Below are 24,663 nucleotides of genomic sequence, written 5' to 3'. Positions count from 1 at the left end.
TAGATGTTATACAGAAGTAAAGCACCTTTTAGGCTAGGGATTGCAGGAGGAGGGACAGACGTTTCTCCTTATTCTGATATCTACGGAGGGGCAATTTTGAATGTTACGGTTAGCTTGTATGCTTACGCTACGATACGTCCGCTTAATAATGGGAAAGTACGTTTAGTACATGTGAATGATGGTATTGTTGAAGAGATGGATGCTACGGAGCGTTTGCCCCTGGAAGGCTCTTTATTGCTTCAGCGAGGTATTTACAACTCCATTGTTTCTAAATATAATCAGGGGAAGCCGCTCTCTTTTGAGTTGACTACTTCGATGGATGTACCCTCCGGTTCAGGACTGGGAACCTCTTCTACATTGGTAGTTGCTATTCTTGGCGCTTTCACAGAATGGATGAAACTTCCGTTAGGAAAATACGATATTGCCCATTATGCCTATGAAATCGAACGGATTGATTTGAAAATGGCCGGAGGCAAACAAGACCAATATGCTGCTACCTTCGGCGGTGTGAACTTTATGGAGTTTCTGGAAGACGATAAAGTTATTGTAAACCCCCTTCGCATAGGATACGACATCCTGCAGGAATGGGCTATGAATACAGTACTTTTCTACACACAACAGAGACGCTCTTCGGGGCACATTATTGAAGAACAAGTAGAGAATGTAAAAAAGCAAAATGACTCATTAGAGGCGATGCACAAGGTGAAGGAAGAGGCCTTCCGGATGAAGAATTGTTTGTTGCGTGAAGAGTTGTGGGAATTAGGAAAGGCTCTAAACGTGAGTTGGACAAACAAAAAGAAGATGGCCCGGCATATCTCTAATGAATTTATTGACAATATATATGAAACCGCTATGTCAAACGGAGCTCTGGGGGGTAAGATATCGGGAGCTGGTGGTGGGGGATATATGTTTTTTTATTGCCCCGGAAATACCTGTTACCAGGTAACTGAGGCTTTAGCTAAGCTGGATATCGGCGAAGTTCAGCAATTTGAATTTTGTAAGAAAGGATTGACAACATGGACAGTAAAAGAACAATAAAACAACGTCTGGAAGAACACCAGGAGGTTATCCGTAAGATAATGGCAGATGACTGTTTGCAACAGACTATTTCTGAGGTTGTAAATGCTATAACCGCTTGTTTCAAAAACGGAGGAAAGGTATTCTTTTGTGGAAACGGAGGAAGTGCGGCTGATGCACAACATCTGGCGGCTGAATTTTCCGGTAAATTCTATATGGACCGGGAGGTATTACCTTCGGAAGCACTACATTGCAATACGTCTTATATGACAGCTGTAGGGAATGACTATTCCTTTGACATTGTATATGCCCGCCTGATTGCAGGAATGGCAAAGACCGGAGATATTCTGGTAGGACTTTCTACTTCCGGAAACTCAGCTAATATACTGAAAGCATTTGAAGTTTGCAGAGAAAAGGGGATCACAACAATAGCCTTTACTGGTGAAACCGGAGGTAAGATGAAATCTTTTTCAGACTATCTGATAAATATTCCGGAGACGGATACCCCTCGTATCCAGGAAGCACATATAACAGTTGGTCATATTGTTTGTGAACTGGTAGAATCAGCTATCTTCAGTAAGTAATATGGAAGCGATTATCTTGGCCGGAGGAATGGGGACTCGCCTCAGGAGTGTAGTTTCCGATATACCCAAATGTATGGCTCCGGTAGCCGGAAAGCCTTTCTTGTATTATTTACTTGCTACTTTAGAAAAAGCAGGTTTTGAACATATAATCCTCTCCCTGGGTTATAAGCATCATGATATTGAAGACTGGTTGGATACTTTGTCTTTCTCCATGCGGATCTCTTTTGTCGTGGAAAAAGAGCCTCTAGGAACGGGAGGGGCAGTTAAATATGCTTTGTCCCAGGCAGAACAGTCAGATATCTTTATTTTAAATGGAGATACTTTTCTGGGAGTTGATTATGCCGGAATGCTTGAACTCCATCAACAAACAAAAGCATTGGCTACTTTGGCTTTAAAGCGGATGGAAGACTTTGATCGTTACGGAGTAGTAGAGATGGATGCTTCCTGCCAAATCACTCGCTTTCTTGAAAAACAGCCATGTACTGACGGATTAATAAACGGGGGAACTTATCTTATTCGTAAAGAAAGCTTGGAAACTTATCCGGATAAATTCTCCCTTGAAAAAGATTTCTTTGAAAAAAGAGTTTCTACAGATATGCTTGCCGGATTCTCTTCCGACGGCTATTTTATAGACATTGGTATCCCGGAAGATTATATACGTGCCCAAAAGGATTTTAAAGATGGGAAATACAAAACCTTATAACACGCTATTTCTTGACCGTGATGGAGTTATCAATGTGCAACGAATTGGCGATTATGTTAAATCGATCGAAGAATTTATCTTTATTGATGGAACGTTTGAAGCTTTGCATATCCTCTCATCCTTTTTTACTCATATCATTATAGTTACAAATCAGCGCGGAGTAGGTCGTGGGAAGATGACATTACAGCAATTAGAAGAGATACATCACTATATGCTGGATGAGATAGCGTCGCATAACGGCAGGATTGATCATATATATTTCTGTACGGATACTGATGACTCAAATATGAACAGAAAGCCCAATATAGGAATGGCTCTTCAGGCTAAACAGGACTTTCCGGACATCAACTTTTCTTCAAGTGTTATGGTAGGAGATAGCTCATCAGATATGCAATTTGCCAATAATGCAAATATTCCGGCAATTCTCATTGGAAATAAATACACAAAAGAAGAAATTGCTCGATTGGATATCCAAGCACATTACCCGGATTTGCTTACCTTTGCCCGACACATAGATAAGGATTGATGTATGAAAATCGCGATGTTATCGACTTTCTACCCGTTCCGGGGCGGAATTGCACAGTTTAATGCAAACTTGTATGAGGCTTTTAAAAAGGCAGATAACGAGGTATTACCTTTTACTTTCAAAAGACAATATCCGGACTTTCTTTTCCCGGGTAAGACGCAATATGTAACTACAGAAGACAAGGCATTACCCATTGACAGTATTCCTGTTTTAGACACGGCCAATCCGTTTTCGTATATAAGTGCTGCTAACCGTATTAGCAAAGAAACCCCCGATATCCTTATTATGAAATACTGGATGTCTTATTTTGCTCCTTCTTTGGGGATAGTTGCCCGGCAACTTAAAAAAAGAGGATGCAAAGTGCTGACAGTTCTGGATAATGTGATTCCTCATGAGCAAAAGTTTTTTGACAAACCTTTTACAACCTGGTTCTTAAAGCAAAATAGTGGTTTTGTTTCCATGAGCGAATCAGTGCAGAAGGATTTATTTGCACTGTACCCTGATGCAAAATCTATTCTTAAACCTCACCCTTTATACGATCACTTTGGAGAGAAAATAGATGCAGCAAAGGCAAAAGAAGCATTGGGATTGGAGCCGAACAAGAAAACAATCCTTTTCTTCGGATTAATACGTGACTATAAAGGCCTAGACTTGCTTATTGATGCAGTAGGTATGCTGGATGAAAGCTACCAGCTTGTCATCGCAGGAGAGAGCTACGGAAGCTTCGAAAAATACAATGAACAGATCAGACATATCAATCATCCGGAGCGGATTAAAGTATTTAATCGGTATATAAGTGATAGCGAAGTACCTTTATTCTTTTCTGCAGCAGATGTATGTGTATTACCTTACCGTTCTGCTACTCAAAGTGGAATAACTTCCATAGCCTATCATTTTGAACTTCCCTTATTGGCTACAAAAACCGGCGGACTTAGTGAAAGTATTGAAAAACCAGGTGTAGGTTTAATGATACCAGAGATATCTACTGCATCCATCGCTGATACAATCCAATTGTTCTATAAAGCAGACAGAGCGAAATTTATATCCAATATCCAAAAAGAAAAATCGCTTCTGTCATGGGATAATTTTGCAGAAGCGATCCTTTTTTTCGTGAAAGACTTATAATTTCTTTTCTTTTCGCGTATTCCAAATAGAGTACCCAATAGCTCCGAATAACATTAATAGTATAAGGAGTCCGCTAAACCGGCTTATAGCTGATGTTGTAAGGAATATGTCGGGTTGGAATTCGAATGTAATTTGATGCTGTCCTGCTGGAATCAACATGGCACGAAGAGTCCAGTCTGCCCGGAAATGATCGGCTGGTTTGTCGTCTATATATGCTTTCCAGCCTGGTTGGTAGTATATTTCGGAGAATACAGCCAATTGCTCGGTAGAAGCATTACTTGAGTAGATTAATTTATCCGGATAATAAGTGTCTAATTGAATTGTTGCTGTTGAGTCGGGAGCTGGTGTGAATCCTTTTAGTGACTCTGCGAAACGCTTGTCCACAACAGCTACCTCCAAGGGATTAATTGTATTTAGAGCTGTAATTTCAGCATCAGCATTTTCTACTATATCTACCTGATTGACAAACCACGCGTTTCCGAATGCTAAAGGATTTCTGATAGGTGCATGGTCTGCATTATAGATAAGATACCGTGTATTTAGCATATTTAAGGATGGACACAGAGCAAATGCATTTACTAAATCCTGTTCGCTACGGGCATTCTGGAATGCGTTGGCAATGCTGGAAATTTCACCAGAAATCCGATGCTCTATTAGCTCTTGATATCTTCTGAGTTTGGCAGCATGATAACCTCCTATAGACTTATGGTAGTAGGAGGTGAAACTTTCCATGAAAGGGCTATTAAGCAGACTTAATACGCGATATGAGGGGTCAGTATCTTTTAGTATCTCGTTATCAGCAACAGATGTTTTGAAACTTTCCTGTAGCGTTTCTTTCTTGAAATTGTCGTCATTTAAATAACGTTTGTCTACAGTCCATAAATCGACTAATACTAGAATAATCATCCCAATACCTACCCACATACCCATCTTCTTTTTGTCTTTGGATTTCCAAAATATAAAAAGGAGAAGTGCCCCTAACAAAATAAATATGAGAGAACGAAGAGCATCAGCCGAAGCTATAGAAGCACGGTCTGACAGTAAAGCCGGATAGTACCAGCCTGGCACCTGGTTTAAAAATTGGGAATCATAAGAGGATTGAAAATTCAAGAATAAAGAAGGCATAATCCAGATCAATAAACTGATACCTCCGGTAATACCTAATGCCCAAAGAAATCCCTTTTTAAGGGTTGATTCATCCGTTTGTTCACTTAGTATTTTGTTTAGTCCCCAAATAGCAATAAGAGGGAATGTCAGCCCGGGTATTACTAAAGCCATTTCCGGTGTCCGAAACTTATTATAGCCCGGAAGATAATGGAAGATAAAGTCATTAAACAAGTCGAAATTCTTTCCTAAAGATAAAAAAACAAAGAAAATGGAACCAGCTAATAACCACCATTTGATAGGATTGCGAATCACAAACATCCCTAAGACAAACAAGAAACAGATTATAGCCCCAAAATAGACAGGGCCTGAAGTAAATAGTTTGTCGCCCCAATAAGTGGCAGCCTGTATCTTATCTCCGGAAGTTTGTATCCCATTTTTTCGGAATTCCTTATACAATTCAGAGGAGCTATCTAGAGTCCCCGCAGAGCTACCCCCATAAGCGTTAGGAACAAGTAGCGTTAACAGCTCCTTTACTCCATAGCTCCATTCAAAAGCATAGGTTTTATCTAATCCGGAAGATGGTTTTTCTACCTCTTCGCCAGCAGATGACAAAGTTAATTCCGTAGGCCCACGAAGGCTGGTTTTACTCATTTCAAAATTACTGTAAAGATTAGATAAGTTAGGCAGCACGGCAATAATAACACATATAGCCATGACTCCTGTCAGCTTAAGCAAATCTTTATATCTCTTTTCTATAAGTTCTTGATATGCGAATCCCAAATAAACAAACAAGCAGAAGATCGCTAAATAATACGTTATCTGGAGATGGCTTTCCAGCAAAGAAATAGCAATACTAATGATAAACAGAACGCTTCCCCATATCCAATTTTTCCTGAAGAGCAGAATCATTCCCGCAATAGTCAACGGCATATAAGCAATCGCATACGCTTTGGAGATATGCCCAGCCATAATAATGATGATATTATAAGATGCAAAAGCATAAGCAATAGCCCCAGCTACAGCCAGCCATCTATTGACTTTCATAACACACATTAATATAAAGAAACAAACCAAGCCGGCCAATACCATTCCTGCCCCCATCGGATCAATTCTTTTTACAATATTCAATAAATGCGTAAGGGGATTTAAAGGAGTACCTGGCATACCTACTTGATATGCAGGCATGCCGGCAAACATAGAACCTAACCAAGCCGAAACCTTACCTTCTTTATTGTAGTAGTTTGATATCTCTTGAACCATTCCTACATACTTCATAGAATCTGTTTGTTGCATTACTTTCCCATCTATCACAGACGGAGAAAAATAAACAGTGACTAATATAGTGAATACTAAGATAGCAAGAATATACCAACCAAATTTCTTTATTAATGTCTGCATAGTTTGTCTTTTTATATCCAATGCAAAAGTAGAGGATTTATTTCAAAGCAGAGTGAAAGACTATGAAATAAATGCCATATATTTGTTTTATAATTAGGATTTTTAGATGAAGAAGTTACTATTTATCAGATATAGAAGACCAGGAAGCGTTGATGCAGGTGGCGAACAAGGAACCAATACGAATTATAATGTACTTTGCCGATTGCTGGGGGAAGAAAATATTACCGTTTATTATATTCACGAAGAACAGAGTTTCAAGAAAATGATTTTGGGAGGATTTTCAATATTGATTAACTTCTTGAAGGGTTATTATTACGGACTATCTCCTCACAAGGTGAAAGAAATAAAAACTTTAGCCACAAACTATCCTTATGTGTTTATTGACAGAAGTATTTTTGGAAGGATAGCCAAAGTGTTGAAAAACAATCAATACGGAGGAAAAGTCATCACATTTTTCCATAATGTAGAGTCTGTTTATTTTGCTGCGAAAATAGGAAGATATATGCCTTGGAGATCTGTAGTAATCAACTGTGTAACTCAAAACGACCAGGAATCCTGTGATTATTCGGATATTATCATAGCTTTGAATGAGCGAGACAAGCAAGAAATAGAAAAACGCTATCATCGTACCCCAGATATTCTGTCTCCTGTGGTATTCAAAGATACCTATAAGTTACAGGAATATCCTTCTGCTCTAACACAACAAAAACCAGTTTGCCTTTTTTTAGGAACATATTTTCCGATGAATGTACATGGAATCCTTTGGTTTACAAAAGAAGTATTACCGAATGTGGATATTGATCTACAGGTTGTGGGTAAAAATATGCACGAGTTACAGCCCAGGGTGAAAAAGTATGAGAATATAAAAATTTTCAGTAATGTGCCTGATTTGAGACCTTATATAGAAAATGCGGATTTTATGTTATTCCCTATTTTTGAAGGAAGTGGCATGAAAGTAAAAACCTGTGAAGCTTTAATGTATGGGAAGAATATAATAGGAACAAAAGAAGCGTTTGAAGGATATGATCTAAATTTTGATAAAGTAGGAGCCTGTTGCAGCACAAAAGAAGATTTTATTAAAGCGATAAAGCATTTTTCAATTCATCCATGCCCCCGTTTTAACACTTACTCAAGAGACATGTTTGTTAATAATTATTCAGAAGAAGAAAGAGAAAAGAAATTTGCGAAAATATTCAGTGATTAATTGAGACTAAGGGAATAGTATGCCTATAAAAACGTTGTTATCTTTATTAAATTTATTCTCATCTCAAATTTAATGGGAATTATTGTTGTTTTTTTAAGGACAACAACAATCTAATATATAAAACCGATAATGATACTGAAGTTTTATAAGGTATTAATTTCAACATAGACTCCATTGAATAGTTGGATATTTTGTTATACTCTTTATGTGAAAAAATAAGATTGATTTGATCAATCATTTTTTTTACAATTGATTTTTCATTGGTCCATAATATGAGTTTTTTTAAAAAATAAATCCTTAAATTTGCGTAATAATTGAATAATTGAATATGCGCTTTGTGTAGTTTGAATTCTTGATCATATTCAACCATTTTTTTCATAATAAAAATGAGAGATTTAAAATTTCTCTCAGACATATTCTGTGTGATGGAATTTGAACGCAAATGATATATATAGGTGATCTCAGAGCAATAAATAATTAATGTAGCTTTCATAGCTATTTCAAATGACCATAAGATATCTTCGTGGACTATATTTGCATAAAATGAAATATTATTATCTAGTAGAAATTTCCTTTTTACTAATTTATTGCACGTCCCATCATACCATTTATGAGAAATGAAGGAGTTAAAAATTTCATTATTTCCTTCTACTTTAGTCTTGATTTTGATTTCAACAAATTTTTCTCGTACGCCTCCTGTAACATTAAATTCACCTAAAACTAAATCTGCTTTTGAGTTAATGTTAGATTTAACAAGATTCTCGATTGCATTTAATGGTAACTCGTCATCACTATCTAAAAAGAAAACATAATTACCTGTTGCATTATTTATGCAAGTGTTTCTTGCAGATGCAACACCTTTATTGCTATCATGTTTAATGACCCTAGTTGATTCTTTTCTTTTATGGTTCTTGATAATAGACTGTATTCTGAAGATACTCTCATCCTTGGAGCCATCATCAACCATAATGCATTCAATATATGGATAAGTCTGATTTAATGCAGATAGTAATGCTCTTTCAATAAAAAGAGATGCATTATAAAAAGGAATAAGAATTGATACTTTCAAAATTTAGATAGTACTTTAAATAGTAAAATTATTGGTTTGTAAAAAAAACGATTAGACATTAATTTCATAAATAATGTAGGCTTATTAGATTCTATTAAAACTCGTAAATCCTCATTGTGTGTAAAGGTTTTTTGATGAATAGTAGAGATTCCTCCATCATTAAAATATGTTGTAAATATGGGAATATATTGAAATCTAACTCCTTTATTAATCATTTGAAGAAATAATTTATAATCTGCAGAGATTTTAAATTTCGTATCAAATGTGAATTTATTTTTAAACAAGGAGTGATTGAAAAATGTAGCAGGTTGATATATTGGGCAGCCTATTAGTGAATTAAGATTTAGTTTTTTTTCTTTTGATGGGATTAATGCAGATTCAACATCATTTTCAATTTTTATCAATTGCCCATATATGACATCAGCATTAGTTTTTTCTAAATTATCACAAACAGTTTTTAATACATATTTATTTAAATAATAATCATCACTATTTAAAAAATGAATCCATTCTTTGGTTGCAAATTTGAGCCCCTTATTCATGGCATCGTAAATGCCATTATCTTTTTCTGATATCCAATTGAAAGATATATTTTTTTTTAAAAATTTCTGTTCATAATCTTCAATGATAGCAATTGTATTATCATTAGAATTACCATCAATTACAATATATTCAGAAGGAGGGGTCGTTTGTTCAAGAATTGAATCAAATGTTTTTGTAATTGTTTTTTCGGAATTATAGCAAACTGTTATAACTGATATCATTTTCAAACTAATTTAATTAGACGGTACTTTTTACAGTAGTGATTTATAAAGAATGCTTGTAAGGTGGGCTCTTTTTTCTTGTGTAAAAAGAGAAAGTCTTTTCTTTCCCCTTTCTACTAATTCTTTTTTGAAAGTCATATCAGTTAATAGTTTCTCCATAGAAAAATAAATAGACTCAATATCATTTGGATCAAAATAACTCGCTGCATCACCTGCAATTTCAGGAAAGCAACTAGCATTACTAATAGCAACCGGACAATCCATAGCGTAGGCTTCAAGAATAGGGATTCCAAAACCTTCATAAAATGAGGGGAAAACAAACATTTCTGCATTCTTGTATAACCAACCAATTTCTTTGTCATTGAAAAACAAAGAAATTGTTTTATCTTGTATTTTTAATTCTCTCAACAAAGTTCTTTCTGAGTTATCAAAATCGCTGCCCGTACAAATTAAATGAAGGTCAGGATATTTTTTTGAAAGTATAGAAAAGGCATTGATGAAATTAAAAAAATTCTTATATCCATGTCTTGCTCCAATATATAATATGTATTTTTTCGCATATTTCCCGGTTTTTTTCGGAATTATAATTTCGTTTTGTGGGGTTATACACTGATTGATAACTTCAATCTTTTTATCATCAATATCATAATACTCTAATAGATCCTCTTTTGTTTTTTGACTAATAGCAATCACCTTATCAGCAGATTTAGCAATTCTTCTTTTTTTTTCAATTTCATTTCCACCAATGTTATATTTTTCAAGGATCATATCATGTATAGTAATGACGAAAGGTTTATTTTTTAATCTATTCTTTGATAAAAAATAATCATCATAATATGTGGGATGAAATATGTCAAATTCTTGTTTATTTAAAGTTTTAAAAGAATTATCCAGATTTATTTTTCGAATGATTTTATTTCTAATTTTCAAATTAAACAAGGGGAATAGTTGATGATGAGATGAAATGTCATTATTTTTAATATAGTGATTATTTGACAAACATAATGACAACTCACATTCAATATTGCATTTTTGCAAGTATTTTATTAAATCATAATGATATCTTGATATACCACCATAATTTTGTAAGATAAATATTTGATGATCAAAAAGAACTTTCATCTTTTATATAATTATAATCTTCTTCTAATTTACTATGAATCTTTATCCGATTAACCTTGTGGTTATATTTTGTGTAAATTCGCTCAATAAAAGGTAGAACTCTGTATTTAATATCAAAAACTGAAGTTTTAAATGGATTTTTTTTATGTTGCTTTTTTGTAAACAAATGCATGTTAATTCCATTGGTATAATAAAATAAACCATGATATTTTGCAAGAATTTCAAGGGATTTTATTGAATAAAACGAAATATGTTGTCCCGTTTCAGGCGAAAAGTACCACCAATCATTTACTATATTATTTGGAGTAATTTCGGTTGAGAATATTACATTATCAGCATTTTTTAGCATTGTATTTAGTTCTTCAACTGGCTTTACCAGATGTTCAAAAACTTCAAACGCTGTTAATACTTCAAAGTGAGATGTGGATGTGTCATTTATATCAAAGTGTTTAGAGAAAATGTTTTCACAATATTTGTCTTGACGATAAAAATTGAATCCTTTATCTCTCATTAGCCTAACAAAAAGTCCATATCCTCCAGCATAATCTAAGTGTGGTTTATCATAATCAAAGAATTTTAGCAATAATCGCTCTGTTAGATTACTAAAATAAATATTGCGTTTAACTAATCCTAAATCCAAATTTGTAATAGCATTAGAGTATGCTTCATTTAACCAATGTGGATATTCAGTCTGGATGAAATCACATTTAGTGCATTTAAAGTATTTTACATCGTATTTTCGAAGTATTTTTTTTGTAAATAAATAACTTGTACTATGATTACAAATGTTGCAAAACATTTTTTTATAATTAATAATATTAAAAATAAATCCTATCTTTTTTGAAAAATAAAGCTTACACTTTCTTTGAAAATTGTAGAATTACTTTTCCAAACAATTAATATATATAGAACAGATACTGTGAGGATTTTTAAGAAAAATCTAAACAATACTACCTCTAGATCTTTTACTAAATAATGTGTAAAAACTATTAATATTATGCTGATAATTAAATATGGAGATATATCCTTTAGAACACTAATAATTTTAAGAGGAATCAAGCGACTTATGTATATATGCCAAATTAACAGATATAGATATGTTGTTAAAACATTTGCAAAAGCCATCCAATAAATACCATAAGGTAAAACACAAAAGGCGATGGATATTTGTATCAAAGCATACAATATTGTTTGTGTAAAATAGAAAAAAGATTTATTGTAGCTAATAGCTAGCTGCATATAGAGAACGCTTATTGGGGCTGTTATTGCCCAAATGCAATAAAGTTGTAGAATAGGAACACAAGGAAGCCAATCACTGTTTATTAAAGTTATGAATTCTCTACTTACAAATGCAAGTCCCAACAAACTAGGGAATGAAATAAAAGCGATAAAACGTAGTAATTTACGAAATATCTGAACTTGCTTTTTTTTGTTATTTCTATTAAGAACGAAAATTGGTTGTGCGATGCCACTTACTGTTCCTGAAATTACTTCCGCTCCCATAGAAGCCCATTTAAAACCTTGAGAAAAATAGCCAACATCTGTTTTAGTCTGAAATTTACCAAGTAATACTGAAAAAATATTACTTTGAATTTGGGTAATGATGGATGATACCATCAATTTTGAACTGAACCCAAACATTTTCTTAATAGGAGTAAAGTTAAATATAAAAGTCGGTTTCCAAGGAGAATAATACCAACGTAGTATGCTCCCCATTACAGTGTAAGTTAAAGTTTGAAAGGCAAGTGCCCAATACCCATATCCGTTAATGGCTAGATAAATTCCTATAGCGCCACTGGTTAATGTGGAAATTATATCTACTTTTGCTCGTTCTTTTACCATGATTTTCTTGAATAGAACAGCATTATGAGAGATACTAATGCTGTTTGCAACAAATGATAGAAAGAGGATACGCGCGAGAATTTTCAAATTAGGCTCGTTAAAAAAAATGGCAATTAATGGAGCGCAGCAAAAGAGTATTGTATAGATGATTATGCTAATGATAATACAAAACCAAAAGACTGAATTATAGTCTTCTGAATTAAATTCGGATTTATTTGCCAATGCAGATGTAAAACCACTTTCTTGTATAGTATTAGCAATTCCAATGAAGATAGCTAATAATCCTATCATTCCATAATCATCAGGAGTTAAGTTGTTTAATAATATGATCCCAATAAAAACACTAAGGATTTGCTGTATTCCTTTACTGATCCCCCCCCAAAACAGGCCTTTGGCTGTTTTTTCTTTTAGGGTGGGTTCTGGGGGGTGGGGATTTTGTATGTTTGGTTTGTTGTCTGATTCCATAGGAATAGTTGGTCACTCCCAGTTGAGGAGTGACTAAAAGTGTTCAAAGATACGTAATTCTTGGCAAATTAGGGGGTGTGTGAGGTGTGAGATTGCTTTTTTTGTTTTTAAGTCCCACATATGTGGAACATGTGTTCAACAACTGTTGAACTTGTGTTCTATATATGTTGAATTCATGTTCAACAGTTGTGGGATTTAAATCGTTTGCTTATTTCAGGCTGACGGCGTAGTTGTATAGCTGGATTACTTGTTCTATGGAATTGAAGTTGGTTTGATTGTCTTCTATGTGCTTTTGGAGGGAGGCTTTGTGTTCGGGGAATATTTTCAGGAATTCTTTTGCTGTTGCGAAGCATTTCTTCTTTTTGTTGTATTCGATATAGTATATCTTGCTTAGTCTGGAGAGGCTGTAGCGGTCTTGTTTGGCGAATTCGTGGTATACTCCGCCGGAGTGGATGCCGGCGTAGCTTTCGATGGCGGATGTGGTGGAGTAGCCTCCGTATCCGGCTTTTCTTCCTTTGTCTTTTACAATGGCATTGTATTGCACTAAGAGAGGAGGTTCTATCTGGAGGACTTCGCGTATCTTGTTTTTGTCGTGCAGGAAAGTCCGGTCACCGGTCTTTATGAGAGTCACCAGTTCCGGTTCGCCGAATTCCTTGATGCTATTATTGTAGCTTACATCTATGAAGAGGAATTTTTTGATTATCGGATTGTAGTTGAGATCTACGACAAATTGTCGGCCATCTTTGTAATATACGGTTCCTCGCTGGAATGTGTCAAATAAATAGTTTGAGTTTGCATTTTCCTGAGCTAGTGCTCCGATACCCAGGATACAGACTGTTAACAGAAGAATTGTCCGTTTCATTATAGTATGTATTTTGCAGGTTCTTTGTATGCAATTATACTTCTTTTTCTCATGAAATGCAAACGGACATGTATTAAAAAATAAAGGCTGCCTCGGTATTGAAGCAGCCTTTAAATTATATGTTTACGTATGATTTATCTAAGTAGGCTAGAGAAATCTGCGTTTGTTACGTATTTTGCGAATTCAAGATCTGAAGCTATTTCTTTAACCATTGATCTGTCTTTGCTAATAGATGATTTCAGATTGTTGATAACGCCATTGGTGTCGTTTGTGCGAGCAGCAACGATTGCTTTCAGATAATCTGTAGTTGCATCAGCATTAGATACGGTATTCAATGTTTGCAATGCTTTGCTGTAATCTTTAGTCATGATTTGAGCTAATGCAGCATTGTTGCTTTTGATTGAACCGAATGAGCTGGCAGCTTTTGCATAGTCACCTTGTTGCAGGTAAAGAACACCTAATGCTTCGCTTAATTCAGGAACATTAGCAGCGCTTCCGAACAGTTGTTGAGCCTTAGCCTGGTCTCCTTTTACAAGAGAAAGCAAACCTAAGTTCATGTTTGTTTCGCTGTTAGATTTTACTGAATTAGCTTTGTTGAAGAGATCTTCAGCTTTTTTCAGGTCGCCTGATTTGAAGCGCATCATACCGATGTTGTTCCAGGTGCGATAGTCGTTAGGGAACAATTCGCTAGCTTTTGTATAGATAGCTTCTTTTTCGGCAGCATTGTTAGTTAATGTAGCAGCATAAAGAATTTCTTCTACATTCAATTCACGTGGGTTGCTCTTCGCTAATGCGCTGATTTCATCATCAGATTTACCGATAATTTCAACATTAGCAGTTAAGCGAGAACGACGTAATTGCGGAAGAATTTCGTCTGCCAATACACTAAATACAGAAGAGATGTTTTTGATTTCCTGTTCGCGTTGTTCCGGATCTTTGTACATAGAAAGAACACGCAATACAAGGTCTTTGTCCTGAATGTTAGATTTAGATACCAATTCCTGAAATCCGTCCCAGTCCTGAGCAGTGTAACGTGCATCTACAGGAACATCAATTTTTGATTTCTTCAATTCTTTGGTCAAGAATTTTGTAGTGTTAGCTTCACGTCTTTCAGCCAATCCTGTATTCAGTTTCACACCACCATCAGGAGAAGCATAAGCCGAAATTTCTACAGCTACATTTTGATTAGGAGCTTCGTCAGCATTCTTAACAAGGTCTTTCCAATCTTTGATTTCTTGTTTGCTCAATTCCTTAGAACGAAGCTCAGCCTGTTGGATAAGGAACATGATGTTTGCATCATAAGCTTCTTTGATAATCCGTTGGAATTTGTCGGGTGCAACAGCAGCGTTTGCAGTAGCAGCGTTTGCCATTTCACCGGTAGCGATAACGCCATCTCCGATTTTCACATCAGGCAATGAAATAGTCTTGTTCTTGATCTTAGCATCGAAAGTAAGATACAATTCAGATTTTTTCATTTCCGGTTTGTAAGTGAAAGCAGTTCTCATGGTAACGTTTCCACCATTGCTTTGAGAAATGGTTTGATTGTTTCCGTTTACTTTTTCACCTTGATAGGTGTAAGAAGTTCCCCATGCTTCACCTCCTTGATAACGAAGTACAGGAGTTACAGTTACAACAGCATTTTTGTTGAACCATTTAGCAGGGAATGTTGCATTGATGGTAACTGGTACTTTACCTCCAACAGCTTCTAGCGGTTGAGGTTCGGCCTTGATATACTGCTCAGCTAATGGAGTTAACTTACCTGAACAAGAAGAAAGGATCACGATTGACGCCAGTACAAAAAAGGGCAATAAAAACTTTTTGTTCATAATTTGAAATAAGTTTAAAATGTTACAATATTTTATGTGTGTGATTTCTAAAATCGAGTTCTCATCATCCATACATGCAAAACTAAATCATTTTTTTGTTATGTGTAAAAAAGAATCAAGAAATTATTCCCAATTAATACTTATTAAAGAATATCTGCTCCATTTTACAGCGTTTTCTGGTATTATTGGACAAATATACATATCTATCTCCTTTCAAAAAAGTATTTTTTGTGAATAATAAAGGTTTTTCCCATTTATATTAATAATATAGATTCCGGAACCGAGGTTTGATACTGGTATCGTTGATGCATTTCCGCTAAGTGTGGTTTGAAACATCCGTTGCCCGTTTGTGGAATAGATAGCCATATCAGCTTTCTGTATGTCTTCCGGCAATAGCACATAAACTGTTTTGTGATTGCGATTTATAAAGACTTTAACATCGTCTTCCACAGGTGGTTTTTCGTTCGTAACCAGATGGGTATATCGTATCACCGGGTCGATAAACAAAGACGTATTGAAGGGCATAGAAGGGTGAGAGGAAGCTTTGATCCATTCGCCTTTATTATTGATCCAGGATGTATTCCGGCTGGTTTGTCCTTTGGGTAGATTATATACTGCAAAGGTGGAATTTTCGGGTGAATTAATTCTGTATCCGATATAGAATGTTCCGGAAACCTCTACAGGCTTGTCGAAACGGATAAAAGACTCCTGATTCCTGTTAAGCCATTTTTCTGTTTCCTGAAACGTACTGTCAATGACGGACATTTCCGTATATGTAGGCTTAAATGTGCCTGTATAAAGCAAGGTTTCAGGCTTATCCGTTCCGCTGTAAACTACTACTTCAACATTCAGTGAACCAACAGGATCGGTAACAGCAGGAGTAACAAAGTAGGCTCCGTAGATTTTTGCCTTTTCATTCACCTGATAGGCTTCGGCATATTCTGTTGTTTTCAAAGAATTACTTCCGAAAAGATAACCTGTAGCGGGAGACGAAAGCTCGCTTATGGTGATACTATCCTGACGTTTTAAGTCATAAATGTTACTTAAGCGGTAACCAGGTTGGGTAGAATAGGGGTCAAGCCCTTTAATCGTCAGTTTTTTGCTATTGGATGGAGCGAGCCAATGTTTGAGCTGCTTATCCGGACTATCTTCCGGCTCCCAAGCCTTAAACAGGGCATAATAGAAGTCGTCCATAGGAACACTGCAGCTTGATGATCCGCCGGAAAGAGCGCCAATCACCCGGTTGTTAGAGTCGAATAAAGGCGAGCCGGAAGAACCGCTTGCTGTGCTTCCGCTGCTCCATACGTCTACCTTCCAGTGTGCATTGTTGTAGAAGGATATTTCTTTTATAGTGAAACTTTTCAGTGATACATTGTCTTCTGAAATATTGATCCGCTTAACCGATGCGCGAGGGTGATGGATGCCTGCGTAGGGGAGTGTGCCTCCGTCTTCTTCTATGCTCCAGCCTGCATAGTATGGTTGATAGTAAACAGGGGGAGCTTCCTGTAGCTCCAATAAAGCCATGTCGATCTTCTCGTTGACAGCTCTGTAGATAGTAGAGGCAACAGACATCTCTTCCGTACCCCTCATTACAGGGTTGCAAGTAGGACTGGTATAATTGAAGAAGCAGACGATGCTTCCAGCGATGGATTCATAGTCGGGATTGCTTACCGAGAAATTCTTGTTCAGACAATGTGAAGCGGTTAACAGATAAGGCTTTCCGTCATTCTGAGTATTATTGAGCATTACCCCCGAACAGGCAGTTACCCCATCTATGGTAATCAAAACAACACTTCGCGATACCTTATTATATTCATCATCAAAGCAGACAGGGGGAAGCATACAGGCAAATTCACTTCTGTTTCCGCCCGGCTCATATCCTCTCAGGCTCCGGTATCCGTGGTTTACCTCTCCGATTGTCAGTCTTCCCGGAAAAGCAGCATTGGCCGGTTCTTGATATTCAACGATCAGCCTTTCTCCATGTATGGGCGAAACAGGTAATATCTGTTTGTCGGAATTATTCAGATGGGTGAATGATCCTAATATCTGTGTCTGTTCAGGATTGTACAGAAACAACTGGGCGCCTTCCGGAAGCTCGTACTCGGTAAATAGTACATTAATGGAAAGGGCTCCTTTGGAGTAAATCCCCATTCGCCAGATCTTTGTTCCGTCTTGTTGTATGAATGTTTCTCCTGTATTTGCGGGGCTATAATTGGTCATAAACTTATAAGCAAAGCGGTATCCGCTTTTCAGGTCGCTCTCATTCATGGCATCTGTTCTGAGTTCTTCCTCCACATCAAAAGAGGGCATTTCCTGATAAAAGTTGAAAGACTGGCTACGGGTTGGGGTATATGGTAAAGGTTTGCCTCCATGACTAACCTGCGCTTTGCTACTTAATATGACACAAGAGGCAAAGAATAGAAATAACAAGCCCTTTCTTCTCATTTTCAACATCTGTATAAGTTTGACTTTATATAAAGTCTGCCAAGATACAATTTTTTCTTTTACTTTTGTAAAAAATGCGCATGATGATGAGAAGGGTCTGTTGTATTTTGATGCTACTGCTGCTTGTTGTTACATCTTTACTCGCTCAGCGTAAAAAGGTAGCTGTTGTATTGGGTGGTGGTGGAGCAAAAGGCTTTGCTCATGTAGGGGTATTGAAAGTACTGGAAGAGGTCGAAATACCTGTCGACTATGTGGTAGGAACCAGTATAGGAGCTATTGTGGGTGGACTGTATGCCGTAGGATATGATGCCAACACGATTGACAGCCTGGTTCGCAAGCAAGACTGGATGATGCTCTTAAGCGACCAACTACAGCGCAGCAGTAAATCTTTCCCGGAAAAGGAACGATCCGAGCGCTATATATTATCATTGCCTTTCGGAAAGGAGAAAAAAGACCGTGTCATTAGTGGAGCTATCAAAGGACGTAACCTGTTGAATCTTTTTTCCGACCTGACAATCGGTTATCATGACTCTGTCGATTTCAATTATTTTCCGATTCCTTATGCCTGTGTTGCGGTTGATGTAGTTAGTGGGAAAGACTATGTATTTCGTAGTGGAAGTCTGCCATTGGCAATGCGAGCCAGTATGTCTATCCCGGCAGCTTTTACCCCTGTTCGCTTAGACAGTATGGTGCTGATAGACGGAGGAATAAACAACAACTACCCCGTTGATGTAGCCCGACAAATGGGAGCAGAAATCATTATAGGTGTAGACTTGGCTACCAGTGACTTGAAAACGCTTGATGAAGTAAATACTCCGGGTGATATTATTGGACAGATAATAGCCTTGCACGGACATGAAAAATATCAGCAAAATAAAGAGGATACAGACCTGTTATTACGTCCGGATGTAACACCATACAATTCAGCCAGCTTTGGAAAGCCCGCTATCGATACCTTGATAGAAAGAGGCGAACAAGTTGCCCGAAAACGCTTGGATGATATTCTGGCACTGAAAGAGAAGATAGGTATTACTCCAACTTACGAGGCGGAAGATTGGAGAACCAAAGCCTGCCTGATCTCACCGGAAGATTCTTTCTTTGTACGAAATATATCCTTCTCGGGAGCATTTCCCGGTGATGAGAAGTGGTTGCTAAAAGTCAGTGGATTAAAAGATAATACTTCAATGACCCTGCATCAACTAAAGAATGCCATTTCTATTCTGATGGGGACAGATGTCTACTCAAATGTAAGTTATCAGCTAACAGGGGAAAACCCGTATAACCTTGAACTGACAGTACAGCCCAAGTCCATCAGTTCCTTTAATTTAGGCCTTCGTTTTGATACAGAGGAAATTGTGGCAGGTTTACTGAATGCTACCTTTGCCCATAAAGGACAAAACCGCTCTAAATTTGCCTTTACCGGACGGATAGGTACAACATCTTATGCCCGCTTGGATTATGCCTTGGAGCGTACCCCTCTGCGAGGCTTAAACATATCTTATATGTTCAGGTATCAGAATCTGGATATTTTCGACAAGGGGGAGAAAACGTATAATACTACCTATACGCACCATTTTTCCGAACTGGCTTACTCGGATATGAATTGGCTTAATTTCAAGATAAAAGCCGGGCTCCGATATGAATACTTTGACTATAATTCATTCTTATATACCGGTGAAAATCAAAAATATTCCGTTATTCCGGAAGGCTACATTAGCTATTTTCTTTCTACCCATCTGGAAACCCTAGACGGAGCTAATTTCCCTACCAAAGGAGTCTCCTTACAAGCAGACTATTCCCTATATACCGATAACTTTGTGCAATATAACGGACGCTCACCCTTCTCTGCCATAAAGCTCAGCTTTATGAGTGTGTTTCCGGTTACTTCGCATCTGAGCCTGATACCGTCTGTCTATGGACGCGCGTTGATTGGAGGTAATCTGGCTTATCCGTATCTTAACGCTATAGGAGGGGAAGTCTTTGGAAAATATATGCCTCAGCAGATGCCTTTTGCCGGGGTGAACCAGCTTGAGTTGGTAGATAATCTAACCGGTATCGTTCGTTTACATGTACGTCAGCGGATTTATCAGCGACATTTTGTATCCCTGATTGGTAATTATGGCGTATCTCATGACGACTTGCTGGAGCTGTTTAAAGGCTCCAACCTGTGGGGAGCCAGTATAGGATATGCTTACAATAGCATGGCAGGTCCGCTGAGTGCCAATCTAAGCATTTCCAACCGGAATAAAAAGGTTTTATTTTACTTGAATCTGGGATTTAATTTTTGATCTTTTGCTACTTTTGCATAAAATGAAAAAATATGATAGAGCAAATAATTGAATTTCTGAAGGAATTACAAGCCAACAATGACAGGGTGTGGTTTAAGAATAACAAAGAACGCTATGACGCATTACGGGAAGGTTATCTGGAAATCGTGCAACAGCTGATAAACAGGATTGCTTTGTTCGATCCGGAAGTCGCCGGTCTGGAAGCGAAGGATTGTCTTTTCCGTATTTATCGTGATATCCGATTCTCTCCCAATAAACAACCTTACAAGAATCATTTTGGAGCCTATATGGCAAGAGGAGGTAGAAGCAGCATTAGGAGCGGCTATTACCTCCATATTGAGCCGGGAAACTGCCTGCTTTCCGGAGGACTTTGGATGCCGGAACCTAAGTTGCTTAAGATGGTGCGCCAGGATATTTACGATCAGATGGACGAATTTGTCGAAATCCTGGAAGATCCTTCCTTTAAAGCTGTATATCCTCAATTGGAAGGCGATACCTTAAAGCGTAATCCTGCCGGATATCCTGCCGATTTTCCGCACAGTGATATCATTCGCCATAAAGACTTTAGTGTGAGTGCAAAGAAGCCCGACAGTTACTTCTCGCGCAAAGACTGGCTGGATGAAGCAGCCGCTGACTTTGAAAAACTCTTCCCTTTCAATCGTTTCCTCAATTATTCGGTAGACGAATTCCTAGGTTTATAATGACATAAGTTTGGAAGCATTCGGTTTCTTTCCTACGCACCCATGTTAAAATACTATAAATATAGTAGTATGTATTGCATGGTACATAGGCATTGCATATATTTGCGAAATAAACCAATAGAAAATGAATGCAGAGAACGTAAAATCACAAATGAGAAAAGGAATACTGGAATATTGTATTCTGTTGCTTCTCAAAAAGGAAGCTGCTTACACCTCTGACATTATTCAGAAGTTACAGGAAGCAAAGCTGATCGTTGTAGAAGGTACCTTATATCCTCTTTTAACCCGCTTGAAGAATAGTGAGCTGTTGAGTTACCAGTGGATTGAATCTACTCAAGGCCCTCCCAGGAAGTATTATAAACTGACAGAAAAAGGCGAATCTTTTTTAGGTGAACTGGAAATGTCATGGGAAGAGTTGACTAATACAATAAACCACATTAGAAATAATTAAACACAATAAGGCAATGAAAAAGACACTTACAGTTAATCTGGGAGGTACGGTTTTCCATATTGACGAAGATGCATATCAATTGTTGGATAAATATTTGTCTAATCTGCGGATCCACTTTAGCAAAGAGGAGGGGGCCGACGAGATTATGAGTGACTTTGAGCTTCGGATCTCTGAGATTCTGAACGAGCGGGTACGTCTGGGTAGCGAGGTAATTACGCTCGACCATGTAGAAATGGTAATCAAGCGCATGGGAAAAGTAGAAGAGCTCTTTGACGAAGAACCGGCCGAAGAATTTAAACAACATGCACATAGCGCTTCCGGCGAGCAAGCGAGAGAGGCTACCAGCAGACGGCTTTTCCGGAATCCCGACGACCGCGTTTTGGGTGGTGTTTGCGGAGGATTAGCAGCTTATATGGGATGGGATCCTACGCCTATTCGCTTGTTGCTTTTCATATTAATGTTCTTCTACGGCATTACAATTCCTATCTACTTTATCCTTTGGCTGATTGTGCCAATGGCGCGTACGGCAACAGAAAAACTCCAGATGCGTGGCGAAAGTGTAACGGTAGAGAATATCGGAAAGACTGTAACAGACGGTTTTGAGCGTGTATCGAGCAATGTGAACGACTATATCACTTCCGGTAAACCGCGTACGGCTCTTCAGAGGTTGGCAGATGGTTTTGTAGACGTGTTGGGGATTCTGTTAAAGGTAGCAGCTGTATTGCTCGGTGTTATCCTGTTTCCTCCGCTTTTGATCGTTCTGTTTGTTATGTTCATCGTAATTATTGCCTTGGTTGCCGGAGGAATAGGAGGAGGCTTTGGCTTTCTGCATAACTTTATGCCCTTCACTGACTGGAACGTGCTAGCTACTTATCCGGAGTGGATACTAATGGCAGGTAGTATCTGTACAATCCTGATCATCGGTATACCTATCGTAGCCATCTTGTATGCGATATGCAGTCAGATATTTAAGTTTAAACCGTTGCATTCAGGCGTTAAAGGAGCCTTAATCCTTCTATGGGTTATTGCTTTGGGATTGAATATATTTTTCGTAGCCCGTTATGGCATTCCATTCTGGGGTGATTGGTATAACTGGCATTGGAATTCTGCTGTATGGCAGGCATTCTTGCCGGGATGGTGATTGTTGTTTATAATTTGTGTGTTTAAAAAAAGAAGGCCGCTCAATCTCAGAGGGGCCTTCTTTCAAGGTTAACAAATTTATGAGTAAAAACCACTAATGAATCTATTTATGTCTAAAAACTATGTGATACATAGGCTTTAGCACATAAAGGTTACAAATATAAGGAATGTTTTTAAAAACAGGCCTTATTTATTTATATTCTTTTCTTATTCTCTCTGCGATGTCACTTAGTTCTTCTTGTGAAATCGCCAGTTTCTTTTGGCCGAAATACATGTCGGACTCCTTTGTTATAGGGATCAGGTGGATGTGCGCATGAGGCACTTCCAAGCCAATAACAGTCAGGCCAATCCGCTTGCAGGGGATAGCAGCTTCCTGGGCGCGGGCTACTTTTTTGGCAAAAGCCATCATGCGTCCCAGTTGATCATCATTGATATCAAAAAAATAATCTGTTTCTTCTTTGGGAATTACAAGTGTATGACCAATTGCCAGCGGGTTTATATCCAGAAAGGCATAAAACTCATCATTTTCTGCAATCTTATGACTGGGTATTTCGCCGGCTGCAATTTTACTGAATATAGTTGCCATTATTCGCTTGTTTAGATAGAGATATCCATAATCTCAAAGCTCATCATCCCTGATGGAACTTTAATGTCAACAACATCACCTACTTTCTTACCCATTAAACCTTGGGCAATAGGCGTACTTACGGAAATCTTACCTTCTTTCAGGTTTGCTTCCGAGTCGGATACCAGCGTATAGCACATAACAGCATCGTTCTTGGTATTCCGTATTTTTACTTTGTTCAATATCTGGACAGCATCTGTAGACACCTGTGATTCGTCTATCAGGCGAGCGTTTGAGATCAGGGTTTTTAATTGAGCCAGCTTAGCTTCCATGATGCCCTGAGCGTCTTTAGCTGCGTCATATTCCGCATTTTCAGACAAATCTCCCTTATCTCTGGCTTCTGCTATCTGTGCTGATATCTCAGGACGCTTTACAGTTTCCAAATAGTTGATTTCGGCTAATATTTTATTATAGCCCTCTTCTGTCATATAACTAACAGCCATAATGAATCCTCCTTAAATTAGATAGATTTATGAATACTTGTATAATAAAAAAGAATCCCGACCAATATCCCTTGGCCGGAACTCAACTTTCACCATATTTAAAGCACAAAGGTAAACCTTTTTCCCGAATAAGCAAATTAAGAATTAGTGCTTTAGAACATAGCGGCATTTATGTAAAAGGAAAATATTACTTTTGCAGGAATAACATATAAAGAACAATATGGCAAAGTATAAACGCGTGCTTTTAAAGTTAAGCGGCGAATCATTGATGGGAGGGAAAGCGTACGGGATTGATGAGGTACGTTTGAATGAATATGCGGAACAGATAAAAGAGATTGCTGATATGGGTATCCAGATAGGGATTGTTATCGGCGGCGGAAATATCTTTCGCGGACTGAGCGGAGCGTCCAAGGGCTTCGACCGGGTGAAGGGTGACCAGATGGGGATGCTTGCTACGGTTATCAACAGTCTGGCGCTGAGTTCTGCTTTGGTGGCTTTGGGAGTAAAGGCAAAGGTGCTGACGGCGATCCGTATGGAACCTATCGGAGAATATTATAATAAATGGCGGGCTATCGAACTGCTGGAGCAGGGGCATGTAGTGATTATGTCGTGCGGCACAGGGAATCCTTTCTTCACAACAGATACGGGTTCTTCCTTACGTGGAATAGAAATAGAAGCGGATGTAATGCTGAAAGGCACGCGCGTAGACGGCATTTATACGGCTGATCCGGAGAAAGATCCGACAGCTACCAAGTTCTCCGAAATTACGTATGACGAAATCTACACACGCGGTCTGAAAGTAATGGACCTGACAGCTACCACGATGTGTAAGGAGAACAACCTCCCGATCATCGTATTCGATATGGACACGAATGGAAACCTTAAAAAAGTTATGTCCGGAGAAAACATCGGTACCTTGGTACATAACTGATTAAGGTTGTTATGCACAACCTTTA

22 protein-coding genes are annotated in these 24,663 nt (G+C 37.8%); 11 read left to right on the top strand and 11 right to left on the bottom strand.

The annotated features are described in order from the left end of the window. Positions 1–3 precede the first annotated feature (3 nt). From M2470_RS16720 to M2470_RS16700, 5 genes are read left to right on the top strand one after another with little or no spacing between them, the layout of a single operon-like run. Positions 4–1,038 (top strand): dehydrogenase, encoded by a 1,035-nt coding sequence (locus M2470_RS16720; protein ID WP_280746130.1) that lies wholly within the window; start codon positions 4–6, stop codon positions 1,036–1,038. Continuing rightward, positions 1,017–1,601 (top strand): D-sedoheptulose 7-phosphate isomerase, encoded by a 585-nt coding sequence (locus tag M2470_RS16715; protein WP_280746131.1) that lies wholly within the window; start codon positions 1,017–1,019, stop codon positions 1,599–1,601. Before M2470_RS16720 ends, M2470_RS16715 begins: the two co-directional genes overlap by 22 nt. A gap of 1 nt (position 1,602) precedes the next feature. Beyond that, positions 1,603–2,304 (top strand): nucleotidyltransferase family protein, encoded by a 702-nt coding sequence (locus tag M2470_RS16710; protein WP_280746132.1) that lies wholly within the window; start codon positions 1,603–1,605, stop codon positions 2,302–2,304. After that, complete coding sequence (locus M2470_RS16705; protein ID WP_280746133.1) at positions 2,282–2,830, top strand: HAD family hydrolase; 549 nt, start codon at positions 2,282–2,284, stop codon at positions 2,828–2,830. The genes M2470_RS16710 and M2470_RS16705 overlap by 23 nt, the downstream gene beginning before the upstream one ends. Positions 2,831–2,833: 3 nt before the next feature. After that, a complete protein-coding gene (locus tag M2470_RS16700; RefSeq protein WP_280746134.1) occupies positions 2,834–3,955 on the top strand; it encodes a glycosyltransferase in 1,122 nt (373 codons plus the stop codon). On the opposite strand, the gene M2470_RS16695 is transcribed toward M2470_RS16700, so the two are convergent. Then, entirely contained in the window at positions 3,950–6,460 is a 2,511-nt protein-coding gene (locus M2470_RS16695; RefSeq protein WP_280746135.1) for a YfhO family protein, read from the bottom strand. The two genes, M2470_RS16700 and M2470_RS16695, sit on opposite strands and share 6 nt — an antisense overlap. A 106-nt stretch (positions 6,461–6,566) precedes the next feature. Between M2470_RS16695 and M2470_RS16690 the strand changes: the two genes are divergently transcribed. Beyond that, entirely contained in the window at positions 6,567–7,664 is a 1,098-nt protein-coding gene (locus M2470_RS16690) for a glycosyltransferase family 4 protein (protein ID WP_280746136.1), read from the top strand. Positions 7,665–7,743: 79 nt separating this feature from the next. Here the strand turns inward: M2470_RS16690 and M2470_RS16685 are convergent, their stop codons facing one another. The 8 genes from M2470_RS16685 to M2470_RS16650 all read right to left on the bottom strand — a co-directional run bounded on the left by M2470_RS16685 (position 7,744) and on the right by M2470_RS16650 (position 18,059). Beyond that, the gene (locus M2470_RS16685; RefSeq protein WP_280746137.1) at positions 7,744–8,733 is read right to left on the bottom strand and encodes a glycosyltransferase family 2 protein; all 990 of its coding nucleotides are present in this window, start codon (positions 8,731–8,733) and stop codon (positions 7,744–7,746) included. Then, positions 8,730–9,497: a glycosyltransferase family 2 protein gene (locus tag M2470_RS16680; protein WP_280746138.1), complete on the bottom strand. Its 768-nt coding sequence runs from the start codon at positions 9,495–9,497 to the stop codon at positions 8,730–8,732. The genes M2470_RS16685 and M2470_RS16680 overlap by 4 nt, the downstream gene beginning before the upstream one ends. Before the next feature lie 30 nt (positions 9,498–9,527). Then, positions 9,528–10,619 carry a glycosyltransferase family 1 protein gene (locus M2470_RS16675; RefSeq protein ID WP_280746139.1) on the bottom strand — a complete coding sequence of 364 codons (1,092 nt, stop codon included), beginning with the start codon at positions 10,617–10,619 and terminating at the stop codon, positions 9,528–9,530. Beyond that, a complete protein-coding gene (locus M2470_RS16670) occupies positions 10,603–11,259 on the bottom strand; it encodes a class I SAM-dependent methyltransferase (protein ID WP_280746140.1) in 657 nt (218 codons plus the stop codon). Before M2470_RS16670 ends, M2470_RS16675 begins: the two co-directional genes overlap by 17 nt. Positions 11,260–11,450: 191 nt before the next feature. Continuing rightward, entirely contained in the window at positions 11,451–12,926 is a 1,476-nt protein-coding gene (locus tag M2470_RS16665) for a lipopolysaccharide biosynthesis protein (protein WP_280746141.1), read from the bottom strand. A gap of 208 nt (positions 12,927–13,134) precedes the next feature. After that, a complete protein-coding gene (locus M2470_RS16660; RefSeq protein WP_280746142.1) occupies positions 13,135–13,788 on the bottom strand; it encodes a hypothetical protein in 654 nt (217 codons plus the stop codon). Positions 13,789–13,922: 134 nt separating this feature from the next. Further along, entirely contained in the window at positions 13,923–15,614 is a 1,692-nt protein-coding gene (locus M2470_RS16655; protein WP_280746143.1) for a hypothetical protein, read from the bottom strand. Between the two features lie 213 nt (positions 15,615–15,827). After that, the gene (locus M2470_RS16650; protein ID WP_280746144.1) at positions 15,828–18,059 is read right to left on the bottom strand and encodes a T9SS type A sorting domain-containing protein; all 2,232 of its coding nucleotides are present in this window, start codon (positions 18,057–18,059) and stop codon (positions 15,828–15,830) included. An 86-nt stretch (positions 18,060–18,145) separates the two neighbouring features. Here M2470_RS16650 and M2470_RS16645 point away from each other — a divergent pair, with 86 nt between their 5' ends. From M2470_RS16645 to M2470_RS16630, 4 genes are all read left to right on the top strand, one after another. Continuing rightward, positions 18,146–20,347 (top strand): patatin-like phospholipase family protein, encoded by a 2,202-nt coding sequence (locus M2470_RS16645; protein ID WP_280764398.1) that lies wholly within the window; start codon positions 18,146–18,148, stop codon positions 20,345–20,347. Positions 20,348–20,379: 32 nt separating this feature from the next. Continuing rightward, positions 20,380–21,048 carry a DUF2461 domain-containing protein gene (locus M2470_RS16640; RefSeq protein ID WP_280746146.1) on the top strand — a complete coding sequence of 223 codons (669 nt, stop codon included), beginning with the start codon at positions 20,380–20,382 and terminating at the stop codon, positions 21,046–21,048. A 124-nt stretch (positions 21,049–21,172) separates the two neighbouring features. Next, positions 21,173–21,499: a PadR family transcriptional regulator gene (locus M2470_RS16635; RefSeq protein ID WP_280746147.1), complete on the top strand. Its 327-nt coding sequence runs from the start codon at positions 21,173–21,175 to the stop codon at positions 21,497–21,499. A gap of 13 nt (positions 21,500–21,512) precedes the next feature. Next, complete coding sequence (locus M2470_RS16630; protein ID WP_280746148.1) at positions 21,513–22,640, top strand: PspC domain-containing protein; 1,128 nt, start codon at positions 21,513–21,515, stop codon at positions 22,638–22,640. A gap of 189 nt (positions 22,641–22,829) precedes the next feature. Here M2470_RS16630 and M2470_RS16625 read toward each other — a convergent pair whose 3' ends face one another. Both M2470_RS16625 and greA read right to left on the bottom strand, forming a co-directional pair. Beyond that, positions 22,830–23,225, bottom strand: a complete 396-nt coding sequence (locus M2470_RS16625) for an HIT family protein (RefSeq protein ID WP_280746149.1) — start codon at positions 23,223–23,225, stop codon at positions 22,830–22,832. Positions 23,226–23,236: 11 nt separating this feature from the next. After that, positions 23,237–23,707 carry a transcription elongation factor GreA gene (gene greA, locus M2470_RS16620; protein ID WP_280746150.1) on the bottom strand — a complete coding sequence of 157 codons (471 nt, stop codon included), beginning with the start codon at positions 23,705–23,707 and terminating at the stop codon, positions 23,237–23,239. A gap of 220 nt (positions 23,708–23,927) precedes the next feature. Here greA and pyrH point away from each other — a divergent pair, with 220 nt between their 5' ends. Then, the gene (gene pyrH / locus M2470_RS16615) at positions 23,928–24,638 is read left to right on the top strand and encodes a UMP kinase (RefSeq protein ID WP_280746151.1); all 711 of its coding nucleotides are present in this window, start codon (positions 23,928–23,930) and stop codon (positions 24,636–24,638) included. Positions 24,639–24,663 lie beyond the last annotated feature (25 nt).

The organism is Parabacteroides sp. PH5-46, from assembly GCF_029892785.1.
Classification (GTDB): domain Bacteria; phylum Bacteroidota; class Bacteroidia; order Bacteroidales; family Tannerellaceae; genus DFXE01.
This window is presented reverse-complemented; position numbering and strand designations above follow the sequence as displayed.

Coding starts and splice junctions, on each gene's coding strand:
- M2470_RS16715 (WP_280746131.1), top strand. CDS start 1,017: ATGGACAGTAAAAGAACAATAAAACAACGTCTGGAAGAACACCAGGAG.
- pyrH (WP_280746151.1), top strand. CDS start 23,928: ATGGCAAAGTATAAACGCGTGCTTTTAAAGTTAAGCGGCGAATCATTG.
- M2470_RS16665 (WP_280746141.1), bottom strand. CDS start 12,926: ATGGAATCAGACAACAAACCAAACATACAAAATCCCCACCCCCCAGAA.
- M2470_RS16640 (WP_280746146.1), top strand. CDS start 20,380: ATGATAGAGCAAATAATTGAATTTCTGAAGGAATTACAAGCCAACAAT.
- M2470_RS16700 (WP_280746134.1), top strand. CDS start 2,834: ATGAAAATCGCGATGTTATCGACTTTCTACCCGTTCCGGGGCGGAATT.
- M2470_RS16710 (WP_280746132.1), top strand. CDS start 1,603: ATGGAAGCGATTATCTTGGCCGGAGGAATGGGGACTCGCCTCAGGAGT.
- M2470_RS16690 (WP_280746136.1), top strand. CDS start 6,567: ATGAAGAAGTTACTATTTATCAGATATAGAAGACCAGGAAGCGTTGAT.
- M2470_RS16645 (WP_280764398.1), top strand. CDS start 18,146: ATGAGAAGGGTCTGTTGTATTTTGATGCTACTGCTGCTTGTTGTTACA.
- M2470_RS16705 (WP_280746133.1), top strand. CDS start 2,282: ATGGGAAATACAAAACCTTATAACACGCTATTTCTTGACCGTGATGGA.
- M2470_RS16635 (WP_280746147.1), top strand. CDS start 21,173: ATGAATGCAGAGAACGTAAAATCACAAATGAGAAAAGGAATACTGGAA.
- M2470_RS16660 (WP_280746142.1), bottom strand. CDS start 13,788: ATGAAACGGACAATTCTTCTGTTAACAGTCTGTATCCTGGGTATCGGA.
- M2470_RS16630 (WP_280746148.1), top strand. CDS start 21,513: ATGAAAAAGACACTTACAGTTAATCTGGGAGGTACGGTTTTCCATATT.
- M2470_RS16655 (WP_280746143.1), bottom strand. CDS start 15,614: ATGAACAAAAAGTTTTTATTGCCCTTTTTTGTACTGGCGTCAATCGTG.
- M2470_RS16675 (WP_280746139.1), bottom strand. CDS start 10,619: ATGAAAGTTCTTTTTGATCATCAAATATTTATCTTACAAAATTATGGT.
- M2470_RS16695 (WP_280746135.1), bottom strand. CDS start 6,460: ATGCAGACATTAATAAAGAAATTTGGTTGGTATATTCTTGCTATCTTA.
- M2470_RS16625 (WP_280746149.1), bottom strand. CDS start 23,225: ATGGCAACTATATTCAGTAAAATTGCAGCCGGCGAAATACCCAGTCAT.
- M2470_RS16680 (WP_280746138.1), bottom strand. CDS start 9,497: ATGATATCAGTTATAACAGTTTGCTATAATTCCGAAAAAACAATTACA.
- greA (WP_280746150.1), bottom strand. CDS start 23,707: ATGGCTGTTAGTTATATGACAGAAGAGGGCTATAATAAAATATTAGCC.
- M2470_RS16720 (WP_280746130.1), top strand. CDS start 4: ATGTTATACAGAAGTAAAGCACCTTTTAGGCTAGGGATTGCAGGAGGA.
- M2470_RS16650 (WP_280746144.1), bottom strand. CDS start 18,059: ATGAGAAGAAAGGGCTTGTTATTTCTATTCTTTGCCTCTTGTGTCATA.